The following is a 22,424-nucleotide window of genomic DNA, read 5'->3' as shown; positions in this document are numbered from 1 at the left end:
CTGTCACCAACAAAGTGACAGGGGCTTTTTCATGGGCCCGATTCAGGCCTTGTCGCGAGCCAGCAGTGGCTTGAGATAGTAGCCAGTGTGAGACTGCTTCATCTCCGACACATCCTCCGGCGTACCGGCGGCGATGATCTGGCCGCCCTTGGAACCACCTTCCGGCCCCAGATCCACCAGCCAGTCGGCGGTCTTGATCACATCCAGGTTGTGCTCGATTACCACCACGGTGTTGCCGTGGTCGCGCAAACGATGCAACACGTCGAGCAGTTGCTGGATATCCGCGAAGTGCAGGCCGGTAGTCGGTTCATCGAGGATGTACAGGGTCTTGCCGGTATCGCGCTTGGACAACTCGCGGGACAGTTTCACCCGCTGGGCTTCACCACCCGACAGCGTCGTCGCCGATTGCCCCAGTTTGATGTACGAAAGGCCTACGTCCATCAACGTCTGAAGCTTGCGCGCCAAGGCCGGAACCGCGTCGAAGAACACCCGGGCTTCCTCGATGGTCATCTCGAGGGTTTCGTGGATGCTCTTGCCCTTGTACTTGATCTCAAGGGTTTCGCGGTTGTAGCGCTTGCTCTTGCAGATGTCGCACGGGACATAGATGTCCGGCAGGAAGTGCATTTCCACTTTGATCAGGCCATCGCCCTGACAGGCTTCACAGCGTCCGCCCTTCACGTTGAAGGAGAAACGCCCCGGTCCGTAACCGCGGGAGCGGGACTCCGGTACGCCGGCGAACAACTCGCGAATCGGCGTGAACAATCCGGTGTAGGTCGCCGGGTTGGAGCGCGGCGTGCGACCGATCGGGCTCTGATCGATGTCGACGACTTTATCCAGGTGCTCAAGGCCCTTGATACTGTCGTGAGCCGCCGCTTCCAGGGTGGTTGCCCCGTTGAGTGCGGTAGCGCTCAAAGGAAACAGCGTGTTGTTGATCAGCGTCGATTTGCCCGAGCCGGACACGCCGGTCACGCAGGTCAGCAGGCCGATCGGAATCTCCAGATCGACATTGCGCAAATTGTTGCCGCGAGCACCCTTTAGGGACAACGACAACTTCTTGTTACGGGGTGTGCGTTTGGCTGGAACAGCGATCTTTACTCGGCCCGACAAATACTTGCCAGTCAGCGAATCAGGGTGAGCCATGACTTCGTCCGGCGTCCCTTCGGCAACGATATGCCCGCCGTGCACACCTGCGCCCGGGCCGATGTCCACCACATAGTCAGCCAGACGAATCGCGTCTTCATCGTGCTCGACCACGATCACCGTGTTGCCGATGTCACGCAGGTGCTTGAGTGTGCCGAGCAATCGGTCGTTGTCCCGCTGGTGCAGGCCAATTGACGGTTCATCGAGGATGTACAGAACCCCCACCAGACCGGCGCCAATCTGACTGGCCAGGCGAATGCGCTGGGCCTCACCGCCGGACAGCGTGTCGGCACTGCGATCCAGTGACAGATAGTCCAGGCCAACGTTGACCAGAAACTGCAGGCGTTCGCGGATTTCCTTGAGGATCTTGTCGGCAATTTCGCCACGGCGGCCAGTCAGCTTCAGCACGCCGAAGTATTCGCAGGCATCGCCGATCGGCAAGTTGGTCACCGCTGGCAAGGTCTTCTCGCCAACCCACACGTGTCGCGCCTCGCGACGCAGACGGGTGCCACGGCAATCCGGGCAAGGCTGGGTGCTGAGGAACTTGGCCAGCTCTTCGCGGACCGAAGCTGATTCGGTTTCGCGGTAGCGGCGTTCCAGGTTCGGCACGATGCCTTCGAACGGGTGCGAGCGTTTGACGATATCGCCGCGGTCGTTCAGGTACTTGAAGTCGACATTCTGCGAGCCGCTACCATGCAGGATGAATTTCTGTTGATCGGCCGGCAGTTCGTTGAACGGCACTTCGAGGCTGAACTTGTAGTGGGCAGCCAGCGAGCCAAGCATCTGGAAGTAATAGACGTTGCGCCGGTCCCAGCCGCGGATCGCGCCTTCGGCCAGGGTCAGTTCACCGTTCACCAATCGTTTGGTGTCGAAGAACTGCTTAACCCCCAGGCCATCGCAGGTCGGGCAGGCGCCGGCCGGGTTGTTGAAGGAAAACAGCTTGGGTTCCAGCTCGCTGATGGCGTGGCCGCAGATCGGACAGGCAAAGCGTGCGGAGAAGATGATTTCTTCGCCGGGCTCGTCGTCCATTGGCGCCACCAGAGCGATGCCGTCCGCCAGTTTCAGCGCGGTCTCGAACGATTCGGCCAGGCGTTGTTGCAGATCGGCGCGGACCTTGAAGCGGTCGACCACGACGTCGATCGAGTGCTTCTTCTGTTTATCCAGCTTCGGCAACTCGTCCAGCTCACAGAGTTTGCCGTTGACCCGGGCCCGCACAAAGCCCTGGGCCCGCAGTTCTTCGAAGACCGAGAGGTGTTCGCCCTTGCGCTCGCGGATTACCGGAGCCAACAGCATCAGTTTGCTGCCTTCCGGTTGCGCCAGCACCAGGTCGACCATCTGGCTGACGGTCTGGGCTTCCAGCGGAATGTCGTGGTCCGGGCAGCGCGGAATACCGACGCGAGCGTAGAGCAGGCGCAGGTAATCGTAGATTTCGGTAATGGTGCCAACCGTCGAGCGCGGGTTGTGCGAGGTCGACTTCTGTTCGATGGAGATCGCCGGCGACAGACCTTCGATGGTGTCGACGTCAGGTTTTTCCATCATCGACAGGAATTGCCGGGCGTAGGCCGACAGCGATTCGACATAGCGGCGCTGGCCTTCGGCGTACAGCGTGTCGAAGGCCAGGGACGACTTGCCGGATCCGGACAGGCCGGTGATGACGATCAGTTTGTCCCGTGGCAGGGTCAGGTCGATGTTCTTCAGGTTGTGGGTTCGGGCCCCACGAATCAGGATCTTGTCCAAAGTGGCCTCGCTCGGCGGGCGTCGAAAACGTAGGAGTATACGGCCAAATACTGGATGGATGCACACTATCAAATGAGGGGCGCGCAACCTTGCATGAAGATTGCGTCATCTGTACGCGTCATAGCGTCGCGATATACCCCGTCAATCGATGGGACTGGTAGAATCGCCGCCGGTTCACATGAGGTTTTTCCATGCACGATCCCCACAGCGAACGCATGAGTGGCAGTGAGACCCGCGCAGCAAGCGGTCTGGCCCTGGTGTTCGCCTTCCGTATGCTTGGCATGTTCATGGTGTTGCCGGTGCTGGCGACCTATGGGATGGACCTGGCGGGCGCGACCCCGGCCCTCATCGGGTTGGCGATTGGCGCTTACGGCCTGACCCAGGCGATTTTTCAGATTCCCTTTGGCTTCATTTCCGACCGCATCGGTCGTCGTCCAGTGATTTACCTGGGGCTGATCGTCTTCGCCCTGGGCAGCGTGCTGGCGGCCAATGCCGATTCGATCTGGGGCGTCATCGCCGGACGCATCCTGCAAGGCGCCGGGGCGATTTCCGCGGCGGTCATGGCGTTGCTGTCGGACCTGACCCGGGAACAGCATCGGACCAAAGCCATGGCCATGATCGGCATGACGATCGGTCTGTCGTTCGCGATTGCCATGGTGGTAGGGCCATTGCTGACCCGTGCCTTCGGCCTCTCGGGGCTGTTCTTCGCCACCGGCGGCATGGCGCTGCTCGGTATCGTCATCGTGATGTTCATGGTGCCGCGCGCCACCGGGCCATTGCAGCACCGCGAGTCCGGCGTCGCGCGTCAGGCGCTGATACCGACGCTCAAACACCCGGACCTGCTGCGCCTGGACCTGGGCATTTTTGTGTTGCACGCGATGTTGATGTCGAGCTTCGTTGCATTGCCCCTGGCGCTGGTCGAAAAAGCCGGTTTGCCCAAGGAGCAACACTGGTGGGTGTACCTGGCTGCGCTGCTGATTTCCTTCTTCGCCATGATCCCGTTCATTATTTACGGCGAGAAGAAACGCAAAATGAAACGAGTTTTATTGGGCGCCGTGCTGACGCTGATGCTCACTGAGCTATTCTTCTGGCAGTTCGGCGACAGCTTGCGGGCTCTGGTAATTGGCACGGTGGTGTTCTTCACCGCGTTCAATCTGCTGGAAGCTTCATTACCGTCGCTGATCAGCAAGGTTTCACCGGCAGGTGGCAAGGGCACGGCGATGGGGGTCTATTCCACCAGTCAGTTCCTCGGTTCGGCACTGGGCGGGATCCTCGGCGGCTGGTTGTTCCAGCATGGCGGTTTGTCGGTTGTATTCCTTGGATGCGCCGGCCTGGCTGCCCTCTGGTTGGCCTTTGCTGTTACCATGCGCGAACCACCTTATGTCACGAGCCTGCGCTTGCCGTTGTCGCCCGAGGCGATCCGCGAAGCGGGTCTGGTTGAGCGCCTGAAGGCCGTCGTAGGGGTAACAGATGCGGTGATCGTTGCTGATGAAGCGGCGATTTACATCAAATTGGACACAGAACTATTGGATCGCACGACCCTTGAGCGCCTGGTGAACAACCCGGCCGAGGCAGCGTGCGTAGCCTAGGAGAACGTTATGGCCCGTGGGGTTAACAAAGTCATATTGGTCGGCACTTGCGGCCAGGATCCCGAAGTTCGCTACTTGCCTAACGGTAACGCCGTGACCAACCTGAGTCTGGCGACCAGCGAACAGTGGACCGACAAGCAAACCGGTCAGAAGGTCGAGAAGACCGAATGGCACCGTGTTTCGATGTTCGGCAAAGTAGCCGAAATCGCCGGCGAATACCTGCGTAAAGGTTCGCAGGTCTACATCGAAGGCAAACTGCAGACCCGCGAGTGGGAAAAAGACGGTATCAAGCGTTACACCACTGAAATCGTGGTCGACATGCAAGGCACCATGCAACTGCTGGGCGGCCGTCCACAACAGGGCGACCAACAAGGCGGGGGCAATAACTACCAGCAATCCGCTCCAGCTCCACGCCAGCAGGCTCCGCGTCCGCAGCAGTCGGCACCGCAACAGTCGCGCCCGGCTCCACCGCAGGCCGCACCGCAACCGGCTCCGGATTTCGACAGCTTTGATGACGATATTCCGTTCTGATAAAGCTGCTATCCAGTCAGTAATAAAAAAAGCGAAGCCATTGATCTGGCTTCGCTTTTTTGTTGGCGCTGTTAACTGGATAGAGCGGTCATGTTGGCCCGCGCCATGTGCAGTTTTTTGTAGCTCTCGATCAAGCGCAGATGCCTATCGAGCCCCTCCAGCTTCATGCTGGTCGGCGTCAAGCCATGGAAGCGCACGCTGCCGTCCACCGATCCGATCGCTGCATCCATCCGCTCGTTGCCAAACATCCGGCGGAAATTGGCCTCGTAGTCTTCCAGTTCCAGGTCTTCGTCCAGCTTCATTTCCAGCACCACATTGACCGCCTGATAGAACAAGCCGCGCTCGACGGTGTTGTCGTTGTACTGCAGGAACATTTCCACCGCCTCTTTCGCCTCTTCAAATTGCTGTAGGGCGAGATAAATCAGCAGCTTCAACTCCAGGATCGTCAGCTGACCCCAGGCCGTATTGTCGTCAAACTCGATGCCGATCAAGGTGGTGATGTCGGTGTAGTCGTCCAGCTCACTTTCCACCAGACGCTCAACCAGCGCTTGCAGTTCCTCTTCGTCCAGGCGATGCAGGTTCAGGATGTCGGCGCGGAAGAACAGTGCTTTGTTGGTGTTATCCCAGATCAGATCGTCTACTGGATAAATTTCCGAATAGTCTGGCACCAGGATGCGGCAGGCCGTTGCACCGATATGCTCGTAGACCGCCATGTACACTTCTTTGCCCATGCCTTCGAGAATGCCGAACAAGGTTGCGGCTTCCTCGGCATTCGAGTTTTCACCCTGGCCGGAGAAGTCCCACTCCACGAATTCGTAATCCGATTTTGAGCTGAAGAAGCGCCACGACACCACGCCGCTGGAGTCGATAAAGTGCTCGACGAAGTTATTTGGCTCGGTCACGGCATGACCTTCAAACGTCGGCTGGGGCAGGTCGTTGAGGCCTTCGAAGCTGCGGCCCTGCAGCAATTCGGTCAGGCTGCGCTCCAGCGCCACTTCCAGGCTCGGGTGCGCGCCGAACGAGGCGAACACACCGCCGGTACGCGGGTTCATCAACGTGACGCACATCACCGGGAATTCACCTCCCAGGGACGCATCCTTCACCAGCACGGGGAACCCTTGCTCTTCCAGCGCCTGAATCCCGGCCAGTATCCCGGGGTACTTCGCCAGCACGTGAGCCGGCACATCCGGCAGGGCAAATTCACCTTCGATGATTTCGCGTTTTACCGCGCGCTCGAAAATCTCCGACAGGCACTGCACCTGGGCTTCGGCCAGCGTGTTACCGGCACTCATGCCGTTGCTCAGGAACAGGTTTTCAATCAGGTTGGACGGGAAATACACCACCTCGCCGTCGGACTGGCGCACGTACGGCAGCGAGCAGATGCCGCGCTCTTCATTGCCTGAGTTGGTGTCGATCAGGTGGGAACCACGCAGCTCGCCGTCGCGGTTGTAAATCTTCAGGCAGTACTCGTCGAGGATTTCGGTCGGCAGTGCATCCTTACGGCCAGGCTTGAACCAGCGCTCGTCCGGGTAGTGCACAAACGCTGCGTTGGCGATGTGTTCGCCCCAGAACTGGTCGTTGTAGAAGAAGTTGCAGTTGAGTCGCTCGATAAACTCGCCCAACGCCGACGCCAACGCGCCTTCCTTGGTCGCACCCTTGCCGTTGGTAAAGCACATCGGCGAGTGCGCATCGCGGATATGCAGCGACCACACATTGGGCACGATATTACGCCACGAGGCGATTTCAATCTTCATGCCCAGGTCCGCCAGAATGGCCGACATGTTGGCGATGGTTTGCTCCAGCGGCAGATCCTTGCCGGCAATATAGGTGCTCGCCTCTGAGCTGGAAGCAGGCATCAGCAACGCCTGGGCATCGGCGTCGAGGTTGTCCACTTCTTCGATCACAAATTCAGGCCCGGCTTGCACCACTTTCTTCACGGTGCAACGGTCGATGGAGCGCAGGATGCCCTGGCGGTCCTTGTCGGAGATGTCCGCCGGCAACTCGACCTGGATCTTGAAAATCTGGTTGTAGCGGTTTTCCGGGTCAACAATATTGTTCTGCGACAGGCGGATGTTATCCGTGGGGATATTGCGCGTGTTGCAGTACAACTTCACAAAATACGCCGCACACAACGCCGACGAAGCCAGGAAGTAGTCGAACGGACCCGGTGCCGAGCCATCGCCCTTGTAGCGGATAGGTTGATCGGCCACCACCGTGAAGTCATCGAACTTGGCTTCAAGTCGCAGGTTGTCGAGAAAGTTGACCTTGATTTCCATGGGGGATTACCAGAATAACGGCTAAACGAATGGCCGCCATTATCCGGCATTTGCGCAGTAAGTCTTGTGGGTGTCTGACGATATGTCGACACCAAGCTTTTTTAGTGGGCAATGAAGGGCTCAGTCGAGTATCAGATGCGGCAAGAACCGGCTCGAATCCTTGGTAATCAAGCTGTTGTCCTCACGCACGCCGATGCCGGCCGCCTGATCCCCGATCACCCAGGAGCCGATCAGCGTGTAGCTGTCGCCAAATTTCGGCAGCGGGGCAAACTCCTGAAGGATAAACGGCGCATCAGTGTAGGGGCCGTCCTCTTTTACGATCAGACCCTCAGCGGTTTGCAGCTCAATGTTTGCGCCTTCCCGTGAGAAGAACGGCTTGCGCACCCAACCTTTGGGCACCGCTTTACTCGGATCGGAGTCCAGGTGCGCCGCGAGCAGGTTCGGGTGACCTTGGTTGAACTCCCATAGCAGCGGCAGGATGCCCTTGTTGGAGATGATGGATTTCCAGGGCGGTTCGAAAAACTGTGTGTCGCTCTGCGCAATCGCTGCGCCGAAGGGTTCGTGGAAGATGAACTCCCAGGCATGCAGTTTGAACAGGTGAGGGATCCAGCGATCTTCGAGGTCGACGAAACGTCCGTCGCTGGTGAGGCCAATGTCTTCGATGTCGATGTGCCGCGATTCGATGCCGACCTTTTCCGCGACCAGGCGCAGGTAATCAGTGGTGCCCTTGTCTTCGACCGAGTCTTTCATCGAGGCGAAATAGAAGGGCTGTTTGAGCTGCAGTTGGGCAAAAGCCTGATGCAGCTTGGTATCGATGCTGTTGAACTGGTCGGCGTGCCTGGGCAGCAAGCCGCGTTCGATGCATTGCTCCAGCCAGCCCCACTGAAACGCCGCGGCCTCATACAGGCTGGTCGGCGTGTCGTAGTTGAGTTCCAGCAACTTGGCTGGCCCGCTGCCGTTGTAGGAGAAGTCCATGCGCCCATACAGGTGCGGGTGGCCTTCGAGCCATGAAGTGCGAATCATGTCGAAGAACGGCGCGGGGATGCTCAAGCGCTCCAGCAACTCTTCGCTTTGCACCACTCGCGCCACCAGGTCCATGCACATCTCATGAACTTCGGTGGTCGGGTCTTCGAGGTCGTTCTCGATCTGCTTGAGCGTGAACTGGTAGTACGCGCTCTCGTCCCAATAGGGTTCGTCGTCGATGGTATGGAACAGGAAACCGAGGCTTTCGGCGGTCTGTTTCCAGTCATGACGCTCTGCGCAGAGGATTTTCTTCATGGCCTTGTTCCCTTAGCTACTCGAACCGCCAAAGCTCTTGCCTGATCCACCCCAGCCACTGCGTGCGCTGGCCTGGCTGCCGAACCCGCCGCGGGAGGTGGACGATGCAACGGACACCGGCTTGCTGCGGGTGATGGTGTCGGTGTAACTGCCACTGCTGCCGTAGCGCGCCTGATTGGACCTGTTGAAGGTTGAACCTGACGATACCCGCTGACTGAGTGTCGAGGACGAGTAGTCACCGCGATCATCGCGATAGCGGTAGACCGGTTCGGAGTAGTAGCTGTTGCGGTTGCTGCTGAGCATGTTGCCGATCAGCAGCCCGGTCAGCAGGCTACTGCCGGAGAAACCCGACCCTGCGGCATTCGCTTCCGATGCGGGCAATCTAGCCTTGGCCGCGTCCACTTCGGACTGCGTCACCTCGCCATCGGCACTCAGTTCGAAACCGCCGAGCTTGGGGATGAATTTGCCGGCGGAATCCTGCTGGCACCAGTCGGCAACAAAGTCAGCGTCGCAATCAGCCTGGTTGTCGTACACCGGCGCAATGCTTCGATGCTGGGCCATGGCCTTCATATAGGCGTCAGAACAGATGTCGACCGGGAGTTTTTCATCGGCGCACTGCTGGACGGACTGGAAGTTGTACTTTTTGTGTATCTCGTAGGTTTTTTCCGTCGGCCCGCAGCCTGATATGGCCATGGCGACCGATGCCGCCAGCGAGAGCTGAACGTACTTGCTTCGTTTCATCGCAATCTCCGAGGCGCAATCAGTTCTGGGAAGGGGTCATGCACGCGGCATTCAACATGCCGACGCTGATGGCCACTGCCGCGACATAGATACCCGCAGCGATTTCGCCGTTCTTGATGCGCTCAGAGGCGCCTTTTAGCACCAGGCTGGTCACCAGGAACGCCAGCAGTTGTACGAAAGCGGCGATCACCGCCCAGACGACGAAGTCCAGAATGCTGATCGAGTAGGCGATCACATTGCTGGCCGGAATGGCGAAACCGATGACGGCGCCGCCCAGGGCGATGGCGGCCGCAACGTTGCCCGCACGGATCAGTTCGAATTCCCGGTGCGGTGTGATTCGGGTGTAGATGAACTGGAACAGCGCGAACAGCACGGCGGCGCCGAGGATGTACAAAACAAACCCGAGCACGGCGGCTTTGTTCAGGGAGATGGAGAGCGCTTCAAGCATGGAGTTCTTCCTTTTTAAAAAGTGTTCAGGTCGGTGGTGTACAGCGAAATACCCAGCGAAGTGCTCAAGCTGATGGTGCCTTCGGCGTCTTCTTCGACGGAAAACAGCAGGAATTCCCGGCGATCGGTCAGGCCGGTTTCGCGGGCGTACAGCATCGAACGATGCCCGATGCTGTAGGTCTCATCCGGATTCTTCAGGTGTTCGCTCAACGGCACCAGTTCGGTCTGGCCGTTCTCGGTGCCCCATTCGCGGGTGTATTCGACCCCGTTGAGGGTGTAGGTCGGCAGCCCGATCAGGCTTTGAGGGCCGGCCAGCCGACGCAGCTCCGCTTCACTGTTGATGGTGACGTAGCTGAGGTAGTTGAACAGGATCACTGACTCGACCTGCCCGGCGATGTCACCGGTGGTGTGCACTTGCAGCCAGTAGTCTTCGTCGTTCATGTAATAGCGCGACAACCAGGTCGACTGCCCGAGATCAATGGTGCCGGCACTCCAGATCTGCTGGGAACCGGGGATGGTCACCGCGGTTTTTTCGTCGAGCAGCAGTTTCAGGGTCGTGTCGAACATCACGCCCTTGCCCAACGCCAGGCCCAGCGGGCCGCTGACTGGCAGGTTATCGTTGGCTGTCCATTTCGAATCGGTATTCGTGCTCGCGTTCGGGGCCTCAAGCCCCAGCAACTGTTTAAACCATCCCATTGGAGATTTCCTTGAGGCGAGTGGAGGCGATGTAGAAGAGTTCGCCGCCCTTGACGCGAGTGGCGCCGGGCGGGTTGATTGAAGGCTGTCGGGCGCCTTTGGCGCGGTAGCCGATAAGGGTCGCGTTATGGCGTTCTTTCATCTGTGCGTACAGATCGCCGAACGTTGCTTCAAAGGTTTCGGGCAGTTTCATCAGGTATTGGGTGGCGCCTTGGCCCACGCACAGCAATTCATTGATGACCACTGACGAGCCCGGATCCTGAGAGGCGCGCACCAACATCTCGATGGCCATGCTTGAGGTGCATTCCAGGCTGGGTGCGTAGGCACTGGCGAGCGCGGCGATTTCACTTTCATTGAAGTGGGCGACCACATGCCCGACCGGGCTCAGTTGATTGACCGCCAGAACGGTGGCCAGGGTCAGATCATCTGAATGGGTACGCACCAGTACGCGTTCGGCGCCAGGCACGCCGGCACGCAGCAAAAGCGCGGCAGATGACAGGCTTTCACCTTTGATAAAGGCCGCCTTGCCCGGCATGGGGTTTTCTTCGAGGTCGCAATCGCAAATGACGATCAGGTTGTCATTGGACGTTTCGTCCTGCAGCAGCAACTCAATGACCCGCTCGCTGGATGCGCCTTCCCAGCCGATGAGAACGGTATGGCCGACCTTGCCGGTGAAATCGCCTTTGCCCTTCATGCCTTTTCTCCATACATCGATGACACTGCTGGTGGTTTTACCAATGGCTGCCGTCAGCAGCGCAATGCCCCCGAGCATGACCCAGGTGGCCACGAAAATCCGTCCCGCGGCTGTCTGTGGCGCAAGATCGCCGTAGCCGACGGTGAGCGTGGTGGTGAGATAGAAGTAGGTGAACGTGGCGGGAGCGATGAGGTGTTGTTCGCCCAGAAACGCCAGGCCGAGCCAGGCCGTGCTCAGGTGTACGCCCAGCGCAATGGCCAGGCCGGCCCAGCCGAAGCGATGGAAGAAGGACGCCGCGTACGCGCGCAATAAAAGGAAAATCGACATTACATCCCTGACTCCTTGGGGGCTCATTCCTGGCGACGTAATCGCTCGGGCATCTAAGTGCTCGAGTGCGGTTACCGGGCGGCATTAAACCTGCTGCGCGGCGTAGATAACAGTACCTTGGCTGCAATATACCCGGCGATTGCAGCAAAAATATGCCCTTCGAAGGAAATGCCCCGGCGCGGAAGGAAGCCAACAACCAGCCCGCCATAGAGCAGGGCCACGACACTGGCGGTTATCAGGTTGCTCCAGCTCCTCTGGAACCAGGCGCGCGACAGGAGATACGCCCACAGCCCGAACACCCAGCCGCTGGCACCGATGTGCACGCCGGCAAAACCGAACAGCCAGATCAGCGAACCGCCCAGCAAAATGATGATAGCGCTGACGGCCATGAACCGGTTGAGCCCTTCGACGATGACCAGGGTACCGAGGATCAAAAAGGCAATCAGGTTGGCACTCAGGTGCGCAAAGGATGTGTGCAAGAAAGGCGAGGTGATGATGCCGACCAGTCCGTGCAGGGTTCTCGGAACCAGGCCGAAGGCGTTAAGGCTGTAGCCGGTCGCAACATTGAGCAGTTGCAGCGCAACCATGAAGATGGCCAGGCCGGCAATTGTCTTGAAACCCTTCAGGGCATCCATCCTTGACCTCGATTCGGCAGTAAAGAAGGGCGATCAATTAATGCCTGTCAGTTAAGAGATAGAACAAGCACTGAGTAAAATTGTGGCGAGGGAGCTTGCTCCCGCTGGGCCGCGAAGCGGCCCCTCTTATCCCCAAAAAGAAGGGACTGCTGCGCAGTCCAGCGGGAGCAAGCTCCCTCGCCACAGGGTCAGTGCACTTGACTGACTGGCTGACCGGGTTACTCGGCCGATTTTTTCTTCAGGCGTTCCAGAATCGCATTGGCGCTGCCTTCGTCCGGTGTGATGCCGGCATCGCGCAGTTTGCGTTCCAGGTCGGTGCCGGTCGACGCATCGGCCAGTTCGTCCTGGGCTTGCAGTTCAGCGGCGCGTTGCTGCTGCTTGGCCTGCAGGCGGTTCAGTGTGCCGACGGCGGTTTCCAGCTTGCCGTTGGCGCCGCCACTGGCGATCGAAGCGCTGACCTGGGCTTTCTGTACGCTTTCACGAGCCTTGGCCATGTCCACTTGCTGACGCAGGCTTTTGATGCGGTTTTCGGCCTTGGTGATGTCTTTGCGCATGTTGTCGGCGTAACCGCCGAATTCGGTGGCCTGCTTTTGCTCGACATCCAGTTCATTGGTCAGGGTCGAAATGGCTTCGGCCACTTCCAGTGCCAGGTCTTCGCGGTTGGCCTGGATGGCGGCCAGGGCCTTGGATTCCAGGTCCTTGATCTTGGCGTTGTACTCGCTGACGCGGTCAGCCGACAGCTTGTGCTTGGCCATGATGGTGACCAGTTCACGCTTGGCGTTGGCCAGCGCGCTGTCAGCATCGCGAATTTCCTGGTCGAGAATGCGCAGGGCCTGTTGGTCGACGATCGATTCGCCGACTTCGTTGGCACCGCCACGCAGCGCGGTGAACAATTTGCTCCAGATGGACTGAGTCATTGGATATATCCTGTTCCCGAATAATTAATTGAAGAAGCGTTCAAAGGCTTCGCTGGCGCGCTGGACGTTGTCGACGAGGGTTTTGATCTCAGTCACGACGTTGGTCAGGCTGGAGTCGGAGCTCAGCGCGCCGAACATGTTGTAAACGACCTGCCCGTTGGGCATGGACTCGATACCGATCGAGGACAGCGGGAACATTTCCCGGCTGCGCAAAACGGCATCATTGAATGCCGGGACGTTGTTGATCGATTCGACATCGACCAGGACCGTATCGACGATTATCTGATCGCCAACCACCGCGATGTAAATCGGCAAGCCACCGAAATCGTTCATTTCCAGCTTGATGCTGGATTCGGAGCCTTGAACGAGGGAGAGGGTGATTTCGTTCGCAACCACTTCGTCGAGGGCCTGGAGGGCGCTGTAGAGGCGATCGATGTTCCAGTTATTACCTGCGCTCATGTAATTCTCCGACATGAATGAGCCAGCCAGAATCGGTTGGCGTAGCTGTTTCTCCATCTGCTTGAGCAGGCTTCGATTTTCGGGAAGCACCCAAGTCTCGTGTTTCACATAGCCGGCGGCACCCAGGCCCGCGCGCATCTGCTTCATGTAAAAGCTCGATGGTTTTTTCGCGGAGGGTTTCGAGCGCTCTCCCTTGCGGCTCGCTGAATCGGTAACAGACCCGGTAGGCGGATCTGATGGAGAGCTGCTTTTCATGGTGCTGATCCCGTTGTGAAAAACTCACGCGTGATAACACTACAGGCTATTTTTGCAGCCCTCAATAGCTCACGCGTGAGATTTTTTCGACGGTTGCGCAGGTGTATGAAAAAGAAGGGAAGCAGCATGATTCCGGTCAGTTAAGCGTAATCCTGTGGAACGAGCCTCTCATCTAACCAGCCAGAAACTCATCGGTGGACACCACGCTCGCATAAGCAAACCCCAAGGCCGACATGAACGCGGCATGCACATGGGCGGCTGGGACGGTGACGCCGTTGAACTCCAGGTCGAGGGTGGCACAGGCGTCGTGGATCACCGTGACCGTATAGCCGAAGTCTGCTGCGGCACGGGTGACGCCGTCGATGCACATGTGGCTCATGCTGCCGACCACCACCAGGTGTTCGATACCTTGCTGGTCGAGGATGGCCTTGAGTTCGGTTTCGCGGAACGCGTTGACGAAGTGCTTGAGCACCACCGGTTCATCGGCGCGGTTCAGGACTTTGGGGTGCAACTTCGCGCCGTCGGAGCCTGGGGTGAAGAACGGTGCGGCGTCGGAGGTGAATTCGTGGCGGATGTGTACCACCGCGTCACCGGCCTCGCGAAAGGCCTGGATCAGCCGTGCAGCGTTGTCTGCGGCGGCATCGGCGCCCGCCAAAGGCCACTTGCCCTGGGGGAAGTAGTCGTTCTGGATATCGACTACGATGAGTGCTTGCTTGGTCATGAGTGTTTCCTCGAAGTGCTTGTTGGGTGTGATTCAAGTATCAGGTTCTGCAGGCCGTCCGAGGATTGGCCGCACCGACAATAGAAGGGGGAAAACTGACAATGGGCGTAGAAAGGGCAGTCGTCGAATTGGGCGTGCTGATCTATCCCGGCGCGCAGATGGCGGCGGTGCATGGGTTGACGGATCTGTTCGGGGTGGCCAACCGGATTGCCGCCGAGCATCAGGCGACGCAGTTGCCGTTGCTGAGGGTCAGTCATTGGCAGGTCGAGGGCGATCAGGCGCCAGAACGGGTCTACGACAGTCAACCCGGCCCGGCCGAAGCGTTGGTCGCGGTGTTGATTCCGCCGTCGATTGGCGGCTTTTCCGAGGGCCAGGCACCGCAAGGGCTGATCCGCTGGATTCGTCAGCAACACGCCAGCGGCGCGACGTTGGGCGGGGTTTGCGTGGGGTCGATCCTGTTGGCTGAAAGCGGCCTGCTCGACGGCCGTAGCGCCACCACTCATTGGACCTCGGCCAAAGCCTTCGCCGAGCGTTACCCGGCGATCAAGCTCAAGGCTGACACGCCCATCGTCGATGACGGTGACCTGATTACCACCGCCGGGTTGATGGCTTGGTCAGAGCTGGGGTTACGGCTGGTGAACCGCCTGCTGGGGCCGAGCATTGCCACTAGCACGGCACGGTTTCTGGTGGTGGAGCACAGCGACAGCGCGAGTGAGTGCGGCAGTAATTTTTCACCGATTCTCAGCCATGGCGATGCCTCGATTCTCAAGGTCCAGCATTGGCTGCAAAGCACCGGGGCGGTCGATGTATCGCTGGCGGCAATGGCCGAACGGGCGGGGCTGGAAGAGCGCACCTTCCTGCGGCGATTCCGCGCGGCGACCGGGTTGAAACCCACCGAGTACTGCCAGCACCTGCGCGTCGGCAAGGCGCGCGAGATGCTCGAATTCACCAACGGCACCATTGATCACATTGCCTGGACCGTGGGTTATCAGGACCCGAGTGCGTTTCGCGCGACGTTCAAAAAGATTACCGGGCTGGCGCCGAGTGATTACCGGACGCGGTTTGGCGTGACGCCGCCAGCGGCTGTGGCCCGATAGCCAGAACACGCCAGATCAAAAAATGTGGAAGGTTTGAGTCGTGCAAAATGCCGGAGTCCAGAAGGGCGTCGTGCAGAATCAAACAGGCGTAATGCCATTATTGTCTGGGCAACCGGCTGATTTAGAAGTCGTTCTTCATCAGCCGCCATTGGCCTGATCCCTGCACCCCTCCAGCTACATTTATCAAACGCAGATTGAAGGGGACCCCATGACCCCAACAAGTCGCAAGAAACTGGTACTCGCCCATTCTGTGCGTGCCGATGCTCCGCTGCACGAAGTCGAAACCAATCGCGCGCTGGCCCGTTGGCTGGCGCAGATCGTCGGGCTCGAATACGGCGGCAGTTACGACCCGCAACTGCACAGCGGTCGTGGCCGCTATCTGTTGCCGACCCAGACGCTGGTGGGCGCCGCTGCCGCCCGGCAGCTGGGCGTCAAAGGGCCGGAGGATTTGTGGGGCGGTTACGTCGACCACGATTTCATCGGTACCAAAGCCATCAGTCATGGGCTGTTGAACCGCGATGCGTTCGCGCCCGAAGGCTGGGCACCGTTGTTTTGCGAACGGGTGCGCAGCGTCGTGCTCGATGGCCTCAGCGTGTTCTCCCTGGACGATGCGCGCCCGGCGGCGGAGCACCTGCTCTACAGCGGCCCGATCCGCATCAAGCCTATTCACGCCTGCGCCGGACGCGGTCAGGAAGTGATCAAGAGCCTCGACCAGTTCGACGCCATCCTCGCTCGCCCCGAGGCCAAGACACTGTTCACCGAAGGCGTGGTGCTGGAGCAGGACTTGACCGAGGTGATCACCCACAGCGTCGGCCAAAGCTTCATCGGCGACACAGTGCTGAGTTATTGCGGTGATCAATACATGACCGAAGACGCTCAGGGCGAGCAGGTTTATGGAGGGTCCAACCTGTTGGTGGTGCAGGGTTATTACGAGGACCTGCTGGCGCTGGAACTGCCGGATGAGGTGAGGCTGGCGATCCAGCAGGCACAGGTATTCGACAGTGCGGCGGATGAAGCCTACCCCGGTTTCTATGCTTCGCGGCGCAACTACGACATCGCCCAGGGGCTGGATTGCAACGGCCGACAACGCAGCGGCGTGCTCGAACAATCCTGGCGCCTGGGCGGTGCCAGCAGCGCCGAGGTCGCGGCGTTGCAGAGCTTTGTCAACGACCCCGGCCTGCGTGCGATTCGCGTGTCGTCGGTCGAAACCTATAGCGATCAAACGCTGCCGGCGAACGCTATCGAGGTGTACCGCGGGCCGGCGGAGCGCAGTGATTTTCTTCTCAAGTACGTAACGGTCAAATCCTATGACGGCTAGAAGCGAAACCATTCAGATCGACATCGACGATGAACAGATGAGCGGGACCTTCCTCAGCCCCAAATCGAAAGTCCCGGGGGTGCTTTTCGTCCACGGCTGGGGCGGTAGCCAGGAGCGCGACCTGGATCGCGCCAAAGGCATTGCCGGGTTGGGTTGTGTGTGCCTGACGTTCGACTTGCGTGGCCATACCGGCGGGACCGGCATTCCGTTGTCCAGGGTCACCCGCGAAGACAACCTGCGCGACCTGCTGGCAGCCTACGACCGCTTGCTCGCCCACCCGGCGCTCGACACCTCTGCGATCGCGGTGGTCGGCACCAGTTATGGCGGTTATCTGGCAGCGATCCTGACGACGTTGCGTCCGGTGCGCTGGTTGGCGCTGCGGGTGCCGGCATTGTATCGCGACGACTTGTGGCACACGCCCAAGCGTGAGTTGGACAAAGCCGACTTGCGCGACTATCGCGGCACGCTGGTGCGCGCCGACAGCAATCGCGCGTTGCACGCCTGCTCGCAATTCACCGGGGATGTGTTGCTGGTGGAGTCCGAGACCGATGCCTATGTACCCCACGCGACGATCATGAGTTACCGCGCCGCGTGTCAGCAGACTCACTCGCTGACTCACCGGATCATCGATGGTGCGGATCACGCCTTGAGCGACCCGGTTTCGCAACAGGCGTACACCTCGATTCTGGTGGATTGGATCACCGAGATGGTGGTGGGTGAGCGGTTGAGCATCATTCAATCGAGTTGAGAGATGCGGTGGTCTTGCGATCATTCGTGGATGCGACCGCTCACCGAGGTTTCTTCGAGATCCGCAACGACTTGGCCTTGGCTTCCACCACCAGATACATCAACACCGTTATCAACAGCGGCAGAATGAAATAGATTGCCCGATAAGCGATCAACCCCGCCACCAGGCTGCCCCGCGATACTTCGTGCTGCAGCAGCGCCACGAACACCGCCTCCAACACACCGAGCCCGGCCGGGATATGGGTGATGACCCCGGCAACGGCGCTGATCAGCAACACACCAAGCACCAGCGGATAATCCAGTTTGCTCGGCAGCAACGTGAAGATCACCGCCGCCATCAGCGCCCAGTTCAGTGCGCCGAGGGCCAGTTGCAGGATTGCCATGCGTAGCGACGGCAGAATGATTTCCACGCCGCGAACCGACCATTTCCGGCGCCTGGAATACCGGCAGGCTGCCAGATATCCGGTGCTCAACAGCAGCAACAAAATCCCCACGTCTTGCAGTGCATTGCTGCTCACTTTCCAGCCCGGCGGCATTCGCATCAGGCCGCTGCTGAACACCGCGCCGGCAATTACCATGTAGCCGAACCAGTTGGTCGCCAGGCTCAGCCCGAGGATTTTTGCGATGTTGCCTTTGCTCACGCCGAGCCGCGAATACAGCCGATAACGCATGGCGACGCCGCCGACCCAGGCGCTCAGGTTGAGGTTGAAGGCATAGCTGATGATCCCCACCGGGAGGATCTGCCGCCAGGTCAGGTTCTGCCGGATGTAGGTGCGCCCGATAAGGTCGAAACAGGCATAGACCAGAAAGCTTGCCAGGGTCACACCTGACGCAATGATCAACGTGCGTACTTTGAAATCAGCCAGGGTATCGAACACTTCGTTCCATTCGATGCGCTGGGCGAGCATCGTGAACAATACGATCAGCGCCAGGAAAAACAGCATCGTCAGCGGCCTTTTCCAGCGGTGCCAGTGGTGTTTGCCCGGCGTCTCGGAGTGCGGCGCAGGCTGCGCTTCGGAATGGCTCATGCCTTGGCGCTCCCGGGTGGGTGGATGAAGGGCTTCAGGCGCGGTTTATGCGCCGGCAACCAACCGGCCCATGCGGGGAAATGCCGCAGGAAGTGAAACACCAGAAAGCCGATGGTCATGTCCCAGATCCGCCCGCGAGGGGCTGTGTCCACCGACATGACCTTGCAATGGTTGCTGCTCAACTCGTCGAGACGCTCGTACAGATCGCGGTTGAAGGCACGGTCGCGGATCAGCACGTTGGCTTCCAGGTTCAGGGACAGGCTCAGCGGGTCGAGGTTGCTTGAGCCGACAGTGCTCCAGTCCTCGTCGACCAGGGCGACTTTGCCATGCAGGGGGCGGTCGCAATATTCGTAGATCACCACCCCGGCCCGCAGCAGGTAGTCGTAGGTCATGCGCGCGGCGAGTCTGGCCACCCGCAGGTCCGGTTGTCCCTGAAGAATCAGGCGCACCTCGACCCCCCGGCGTGCCGCATTGCGGATCTCGTGCAGCAGTCGATAGCCTGGAAAGAAGTAGGCATTAGCGATCACCACGCGACGCCGGGCACTGCGCAGCACCTGTAAATACACCTCTTCGATATCTTTTGGGTGTTCTGCGTTGTCGCGATACACCAGTCGCACCTGACCGTCATGATCGTCGACCGCCAGTTCAGCATGCCGCTGCCGGCGGCGTTGCCACCAGTATTTGGCCCGGGCCGGTCGACCGCCTTGCAGCAAGGCGAAATGATGAATATCGGCCACCGCCGGGCCTTGCACTTCAACCGAATAATCCTGCTTGGCCTCGGGGCCGAAGTCGGCCAGATGGTCGGCGGAAAAATTGATCCCGCCGAGGAACGCAATCGTGCCGTCGACCACCACAATCTTGCGGTGCAGACGGCGGAACCAGTTGGTGCGGATGCCCAGAAGGCGCGGGGCAGGGTCGAATATTTGCAGGCGCACACCGGCATTGCTCAGGGCGGCGAGGAACGCCGTACTCAGTTCGCCACAACCAAAGCCGTCGAGACTGACCGTGATACGCACGCCACGTTGCGCCGCTTCAATCAGGATCTGTTGAAGCTCATTGCCGACCTTGTCTTCGAACACAATGAAGGTTTCCAGCAGGATTTCCCTCTGGGCCTGGCGCAGCACTTCAAACACCCGTGGAAAGTACGCCTCACCGTTTTCCAGCAACTCGACCCGATTGTTTCCGTGCCAGCCGTATTCAACATCAGTCACCGCAGGCTCGCGCACGGGGGGAGGTGGGGAGACGTGTTCGACCGTGGTTTTTTCCATCGACGGGCTGCTCATAACTCGATCTCCACCGACAGGGGCGCATGGTCGGAAAGGTGTGACCAGGGGCGTGCCGCCAGTACTTGCGGATGGCTGGCCTTGAGATGGCGCACGTAGATGCGGTCCAGGCGTAACGCCGGCAAACGCGCGGGGAAACTGCGCGCCGGTTTGCCATGCCGCTCGGCAAAGACCTCACGCAAACCGCAAGGCTTGAGCAACGCATCGGCGCGCAGGCGCCAGTCGTTGAAGTCGCCGGCGACGACCACCGGGGCATCTTGCGGTAACTCTTCCAGGCGTCGGATCAGCAGCTTGAGCTGTGCCGTCCGGTGGCTTTCGCGCAGACCCAGATGGACGCAAACGGCATGCACTTCCCGGCCATCGCCGGGCATCCGCAACACGCAATGCAGGATTCCACGGTTTTCATGGCCGCTGATGGACACGTCGAGGTTGTCGTGGCGAATGATCTGGAACTTCGACAACAGTGCATTGCCGTGATCGCCCGCCGGGTAGACCGCGTTGCGCCCGTAGGCGAATTGCGGCCACAGGCTATCGGCAAGGAATTCGTACTGGGGCATCGCCGGCCAATTGTTGTAGCGCTGGGGATGCTGTTCGTGGGTGCCGTGGACCTCCTGCAAAAACACCACATCGGCGGACACACTGCGCACCGCATCGCGCAACTCGGGCAGGATGAAGCGCCGATTGAGTGCGGTGAACCCCTTGTGGGTGTTGACCGTCAGCACGGTGAAGCGGCTCACGGCATTGATGATGGGTTGCTGTTCATCCGTCCCACCGACCGGTTCGGGAGTGCTCATGGCAGCGCTCCTTCGGCAACCGGTTCGCACCACAGGGCATAACGTTCGGGCCGTTGCAGGGTGTAGAGCGATCCATCGATTTCGATGCTGTTGACTGCCCGTGACGCGAATTGCAATTCGCGTTTGTGGGTCAGCCCCTTCGGGTAGAAGCCTCCCCGCCAGGGCGTGTAGCGCCAGCCTGAAATGCCGATATGAATCGCCGCCATGTCGCCTCCCATCCTCGGACAGCCCTGTCTTTTGATGACTGCCAGGCATGCGAGAAAGTTTCGACGGGGCTACGGACGGTAAAAGCAAAAGATCGCAGCCTTCGGCAGCTTCCCACAGGCGCGCAGGAGTTGCCGAAAGCGACGATCATTTGATCTATCAGTGCCCGGCGACGATCCGGGCCGAACCTTCAGCCGGCTCGGCATACACCGGGCCCAATCGATCGAGACGACCACTCCAGGCGGTCAGTGCCAATGCCACCAGCACCACCAGGCCACCGATCCACGCGGTATGGATCAGGCCCATATGCGCCACGATCAAGCCACCACCCCACGCACCACCGGCAATGCCGAGGTTGAACGCCGCAATGTTCAGGCCCGACGCCACGTCCACCGCATGCGGGGTGTGATGTTCGGCCTGACGCACCACATACACCTGCAGCCCCGGCACGTTACCGAACGCCACCGCACCCCAGACCAGCACAGTGGCCAGGGCCAGCCATGGATTGGCGGCGGTGAAGGTCAGTGCGAACAGTACGGCGGCGAGCAGGGCGAAGATGATTTTCAGGGCGCCGATCGGGCCGCGCTTGTCCGCCAGCTTGCCGCCCCAGATGTTGCCGACGGCCACCGAGATGCCGTACACCAGCAGCACCAGGCTGACGGTGCTGGCGCTGAAGCCCGCAATGTCCTGAAGAATCGGTGCCAGAAAGGTGAAGGCGATGAACGAGCCGCCGTAGCCGACCGCCGTCATGGCATACACCAACAACAGGCGCGGTTGTTTCAGTACCTGCAACTGCTGCAACAGCGAAGCCGGTTTGCTGTGGGCGATGTTTTTCGGCACGTAGAGCAGGCTGCCGATGAAGGCGATCACACCCAGTGCAGACACCGCGAGGAAAGTTTCACGCCAGCCGAAATGCTGACCGATAAACGTCCCCAGCGGCACGCCAGTGACCAGCGCCACGGTCAGGCCGGTGAACATGATGGCGATCGCGCTGGCGGCTTTTTCCTTCGGCACCAGGCTGGTGGCGATGATCGAGCCAATTGAGAAAAACACCCCGTGGGCCAGGCCGGTGACGATCCGCGCAATGATCAGCGACTCGTAGCTTGGCGCTTTCCAGGCCAACAAGTTGCCGAGGGTGAACAGCACCATCAGCGACAACAGCAGCAATTTACGCGGGACTTTGCCGGTGAGGGCGGTGAGCACCGGCGCGCCGATGGCCACCCCGAGCGCATACAGACTGACCAGCAGACCGGCGGACGGCAGGCTGACGCCGAGGTCGGCGCCGATGGTGGGTAACAGGCCAACGATGACGAACTCCGTCGTCCCGATGGCGAAAGCGCTGAGGGTCAGCGCCAGCAAGGCAATGGGCATGGCTGCAACTCCGGGGGATTGATTTGATGGAGCGCAGTGTCGGGGTTTGGGGGGGGCAGAAAAATACAGGGATGGGCATTTGATATTTGCGTGCAGGTCAAATATCTCACGGCTGGTATTAAACCTTGTGGCGAGGGAG

20 protein-coding genes and 1 pseudogene are annotated in these 22,424 nt (G+C 59.7%); 5 read left to right on the top strand and 16 right to left on the bottom strand.

Going from position 1 to position 22,424, the window contains the following annotated elements; genetic code table 11:
* Positions 1-42 precede the first annotated feature (42 nt).
* A complete protein-coding gene (gene uvrA / locus LOY36_RS25440) occupies positions 43-2,877 on the bottom strand; it encodes an excinuclease ABC subunit UvrA (protein WP_258671296.1) in 2,835 nt (944 codons plus the stop codon).
* 191 nt (positions 2,878-3,068) lie between these two features.
* Here uvrA and LOY36_RS25435 point away from each other — a divergent pair, with 191 nt between their 5' ends.
* Both LOY36_RS25435 and LOY36_RS25430 read left to right on the top strand, forming a co-directional pair.
* On the top strand, positions 3,069-4,466 hold the full coding sequence (locus LOY36_RS25435; RefSeq protein ID WP_019650831.1) for an MFS transporter: 1,398 nt from the start codon (positions 3,069-3,071) through the stop codon (positions 4,464-4,466).
* A 9-nt stretch (positions 4,467-4,475) separates the two neighbouring features.
* Positions 4,476-4,997: a single-stranded DNA-binding protein gene (locus LOY36_RS25430; RefSeq protein WP_007933689.1), complete on the top strand. Its 522-nt coding sequence runs from the start codon at positions 4,476-4,478 to the stop codon at positions 4,995-4,997.
* 71 nt (positions 4,998-5,068) lie between these two features.
* On the opposite strand, the gene LOY36_RS25425 is transcribed toward LOY36_RS25430, so the two are convergent.
* The 10 genes from LOY36_RS25425 to LOY36_RS25380 form a co-directional block, all read right to left on the bottom strand.
* Positions 5,069-7,273: an OsmC domain/YcaO domain-containing protein gene (locus LOY36_RS25425; RefSeq protein WP_258671295.1), complete on the bottom strand. Its 2,205-nt coding sequence runs from the start codon at positions 7,271-7,273 to the stop codon at positions 5,069-5,071.
* Between the two features lie 120 nt (positions 7,274-7,393).
* A complete protein-coding gene (locus LOY36_RS25420; protein WP_258671294.1) occupies positions 7,394-8,551 on the bottom strand; it encodes a glutathionylspermidine synthase family protein in 1,158 nt (385 codons plus the stop codon).
* A 12-nt stretch (positions 8,552-8,563) separates the two neighbouring features.
* Entirely contained in the window at positions 8,564-9,292 is a 729-nt protein-coding gene (locus tag LOY36_RS25415) for a DUF1190 domain-containing protein (RefSeq protein WP_019650834.1), read from the bottom strand.
* 19 nt (positions 9,293-9,311) lie between these two features.
* A complete protein-coding gene (locus tag LOY36_RS25410; RefSeq protein ID WP_019650835.1) occupies positions 9,312-9,740 on the bottom strand; it encodes a DUF350 domain-containing protein in 429 nt (142 codons plus the stop codon).
* A gap of 14 nt (positions 9,741-9,754) precedes the next feature.
* A complete protein-coding gene (locus tag LOY36_RS25405) occupies positions 9,755-10,435 on the bottom strand; it encodes a YjfK family protein (protein ID WP_258671293.1) in 681 nt (226 codons plus the stop codon).
* Positions 10,422-11,456 carry an ion channel gene (locus LOY36_RS25400; protein WP_258671292.1) on the bottom strand — a complete coding sequence of 345 codons (1,035 nt, stop codon included), beginning with the start codon at positions 11,454-11,456 and terminating at the stop codon, positions 10,422-10,424. The genes LOY36_RS25405 and LOY36_RS25400 overlap by 14 nt, the downstream gene beginning before the upstream one ends.
* Before the next feature lie 71 nt (positions 11,457-11,527).
* Positions 11,528-12,091, bottom strand: a complete 564-nt coding sequence (locus LOY36_RS25395) for a rhomboid family intramembrane serine protease (protein WP_018925666.1) — start codon at positions 12,089-12,091, stop codon at positions 11,528-11,530.
* 218 nt (positions 12,092-12,309) lie between these two features.
* Positions 12,310-13,008: a PspA/IM30 family protein gene (locus tag LOY36_RS25390; RefSeq protein ID WP_019650839.1), complete on the bottom strand. Its 699-nt coding sequence runs from the start codon at positions 13,006-13,008 to the stop codon at positions 12,310-12,312.
* A gap of 24 nt (positions 13,009-13,032) precedes the next feature.
* Positions 13,033-13,614, bottom strand: a complete 582-nt coding sequence (locus tag LOY36_RS25385; protein WP_086945165.1) for a YjfI family protein — start codon at positions 13,612-13,614, stop codon at positions 13,033-13,035.
* A 280-nt stretch (positions 13,615-13,894) separates the two neighbouring features.
* Positions 13,895-14,443, bottom strand: a complete 549-nt coding sequence (locus LOY36_RS25380; protein ID WP_258671291.1) for a cysteine hydrolase family protein — start codon at positions 14,441-14,443, stop codon at positions 13,895-13,897.
* A gap of 101 nt (positions 14,444-14,544) precedes the next feature.
* Here LOY36_RS25380 and LOY36_RS25375 point away from each other — a divergent pair, with 101 nt between their 5' ends.
* The 3 genes from LOY36_RS25375 (at position 14,545) to LOY36_RS25365 (ending at position 17,606) form a co-directional block, all read left to right on the top strand.
* Positions 14,545-15,540: a GlxA family transcriptional regulator gene (locus LOY36_RS25375; protein ID WP_258671290.1), complete on the top strand. Its 996-nt coding sequence runs from the start codon at positions 14,545-14,547 to the stop codon at positions 15,538-15,540.
* A gap of 208 nt (positions 15,541-15,748) precedes the next feature.
* The gene (locus tag LOY36_RS25370; RefSeq protein WP_258671289.1) at positions 15,749-16,858 is read left to right on the top strand and encodes a DUF3182 family protein; all 1,110 of its coding nucleotides are present in this window, start codon (positions 15,749-15,751) and stop codon (positions 16,856-16,858) included.
* Positions 16,848-17,606, top strand: coding sequence for a S9 family peptidase (locus LOY36_RS25365; protein ID WP_258671288.1), 759 nt, complete (start codon positions 16,848-16,850; stop codon positions 17,604-17,606). Before LOY36_RS25370 ends, LOY36_RS25365 begins: the two co-directional genes overlap by 11 nt.
* 40 nt (positions 17,607-17,646) lie before the next feature.
* Here the strand turns inward: LOY36_RS25365 and LOY36_RS25360 are convergent, their stop codons facing one another.
* The 5 genes and pseudogenes from LOY36_RS25360 to LOY36_RS25340 form a co-directional block, all read right to left on the bottom strand.
* Positions 17,647-18,633: a lysylphosphatidylglycerol synthase domain-containing protein gene (locus LOY36_RS25360; RefSeq protein WP_258671287.1), complete on the bottom strand. Its 987-nt coding sequence runs from the start codon at positions 18,631-18,633 to the stop codon at positions 17,647-17,649.
* Complete coding sequence (gene clsB / locus LOY36_RS25355) at positions 18,630-19,916, bottom strand: cardiolipin synthase ClsB (RefSeq protein ID WP_258671286.1); 1,287 nt, start codon at positions 19,914-19,916, stop codon at positions 18,630-18,632. The genes LOY36_RS25360 and clsB overlap by 4 nt, the downstream gene beginning before the upstream one ends.
* Positions 19,913-20,710 (bottom strand): endonuclease/exonuclease/phosphatase family protein, encoded by a 798-nt coding sequence (locus LOY36_RS25350; RefSeq protein ID WP_258671285.1) that lies wholly within the window; start codon positions 20,708-20,710, stop codon positions 19,913-19,915. The genes clsB and LOY36_RS25350 overlap by 4 nt, the downstream gene beginning before the upstream one ends.
* 8 nt (positions 20,711-20,718) lie before the next feature.
* Positions 20,719-20,916, bottom strand: a pseudogene (locus LOY36_RS25345) (DUF72 domain-containing protein); the annotation flags it as partial.
* A 157-nt stretch (positions 20,917-21,073) separates the two neighbouring features.
* A complete protein-coding gene (locus tag LOY36_RS25340; RefSeq protein ID WP_258671284.1) occupies positions 21,074-22,285 on the bottom strand; it encodes an MFS transporter in 1,212 nt (403 codons plus the stop codon).
* Positions 22,286-22,424: the final 139 nt, after the last annotated feature.

The organism is Pseudomonas sp. B21-019, assembly GCF_024749225.1.
In the GTDB taxonomy this organism is placed as follows: Bacteria; Pseudomonadota; Gammaproteobacteria; order Pseudomonadales; family Pseudomonadaceae; genus Aquipseudomonas.
The sequence above is the reverse complement of the archived record's forward strand: the minus strand, read 5'-3'. Positions and strand labels throughout refer to the sequence as shown.

Bases quoted from the DNA above. Each gene is read 5' to 3' on its own strand.
- LOY36_RS25405 (WP_258671293.1), bottom strand. From the start codon at position 10,435: ATGGGATGGTTTAAACAGTTGCTGGGGCTTGAGGCCCCGAACGCGAGC.
- LOY36_RS25400 (WP_258671292.1), bottom strand. From the start codon at position 11,456: ATGTCGATTTTCCTTTTATTGCGCGCGTACGCGGCGTCCTTCTTCCAT.
- clsB (WP_258671286.1), bottom strand. From the start codon at position 19,916: ATGAGCAGCCCGTCGATGGAAAAAACCACGGTCGAACACGTCTCCCCA.
- LOY36_RS25385 (WP_086945165.1), bottom strand. From the start codon at position 13,614: ATGAAGCAGATGCGCGCGGGCCTGGGTGCCGCCGGCTATGTGAAACAC.
- LOY36_RS25365 (WP_258671288.1), top strand. From the start codon at position 16,848: ATGACGGCTAGAAGCGAAACCATTCAGATCGACATCGACGATGAACAG.
- LOY36_RS25425 (WP_258671295.1), bottom strand. From the start codon at position 7,273: ATGGAAATCAAGGTCAACTTTCTCGACAACCTGCGACTTGAAGCCAAG.
- LOY36_RS25370 (WP_258671289.1), top strand. From the start codon at position 15,749: ATGACCCCAACAAGTCGCAAGAAACTGGTACTCGCCCATTCTGTGCGT.
- LOY36_RS25430 (WP_007933689.1), top strand. From the start codon at position 4,476: ATGGCCCGTGGGGTTAACAAAGTCATATTGGTCGGCACTTGCGGCCAG.
- LOY36_RS25415 (WP_019650834.1), bottom strand. From the start codon at position 9,292: ATGAAACGAAGCAAGTACGTTCAGCTCTCGCTGGCGGCATCGGTCGCC.
- LOY36_RS25395 (WP_018925666.1), bottom strand. From the start codon at position 12,091: ATGGATGCCCTGAAGGGTTTCAAGACAATTGCCGGCCTGGCCATCTTC.
- LOY36_RS25375 (WP_258671290.1), top strand. From the start codon at position 14,545: ATGGGCGTAGAAAGGGCAGTCGTCGAATTGGGCGTGCTGATCTATCCC.
- LOY36_RS25410 (WP_019650835.1), bottom strand. From the start codon at position 9,740: ATGCTTGAAGCGCTCTCCATCTCCCTGAACAAAGCCGCCGTGCTCGGG.
- LOY36_RS25340 (WP_258671284.1), bottom strand. From the start codon at position 22,285: ATGCCCATTGCCTTGCTGGCGCTGACCCTCAGCGCTTTCGCCATCGGG.
- LOY36_RS25360 (WP_258671287.1), bottom strand. From the start codon at position 18,633: ATGAGCCATTCCGAAGCGCAGCCTGCGCCGCACTCCGAGACGCCGGGC.
- LOY36_RS25390 (WP_019650839.1), bottom strand. From the start codon at position 13,008: ATGACTCAGTCCATCTGGAGCAAATTGTTCACCGCGCTGCGTGGCGGT.
- LOY36_RS25350 (WP_258671285.1), bottom strand. From the start codon at position 20,710: ATGAGCACTCCCGAACCGGTCGGTGGGACGGATGAACAGCAACCCATC.
- LOY36_RS25380 (WP_258671291.1), bottom strand. From the start codon at position 14,443: ATGACCAAGCAAGCACTCATCGTAGTCGATATCCAGAACGACTACTTC.
- LOY36_RS25435 (WP_019650831.1), top strand. From the start codon at position 3,069: ATGCACGATCCCCACAGCGAACGCATGAGTGGCAGTGAGACCCGCGCA.
- LOY36_RS25420 (WP_258671294.1), bottom strand. From the start codon at position 8,551: ATGAAGAAAATCCTCTGCGCAGAGCGTCATGACTGGAAACAGACCGCC.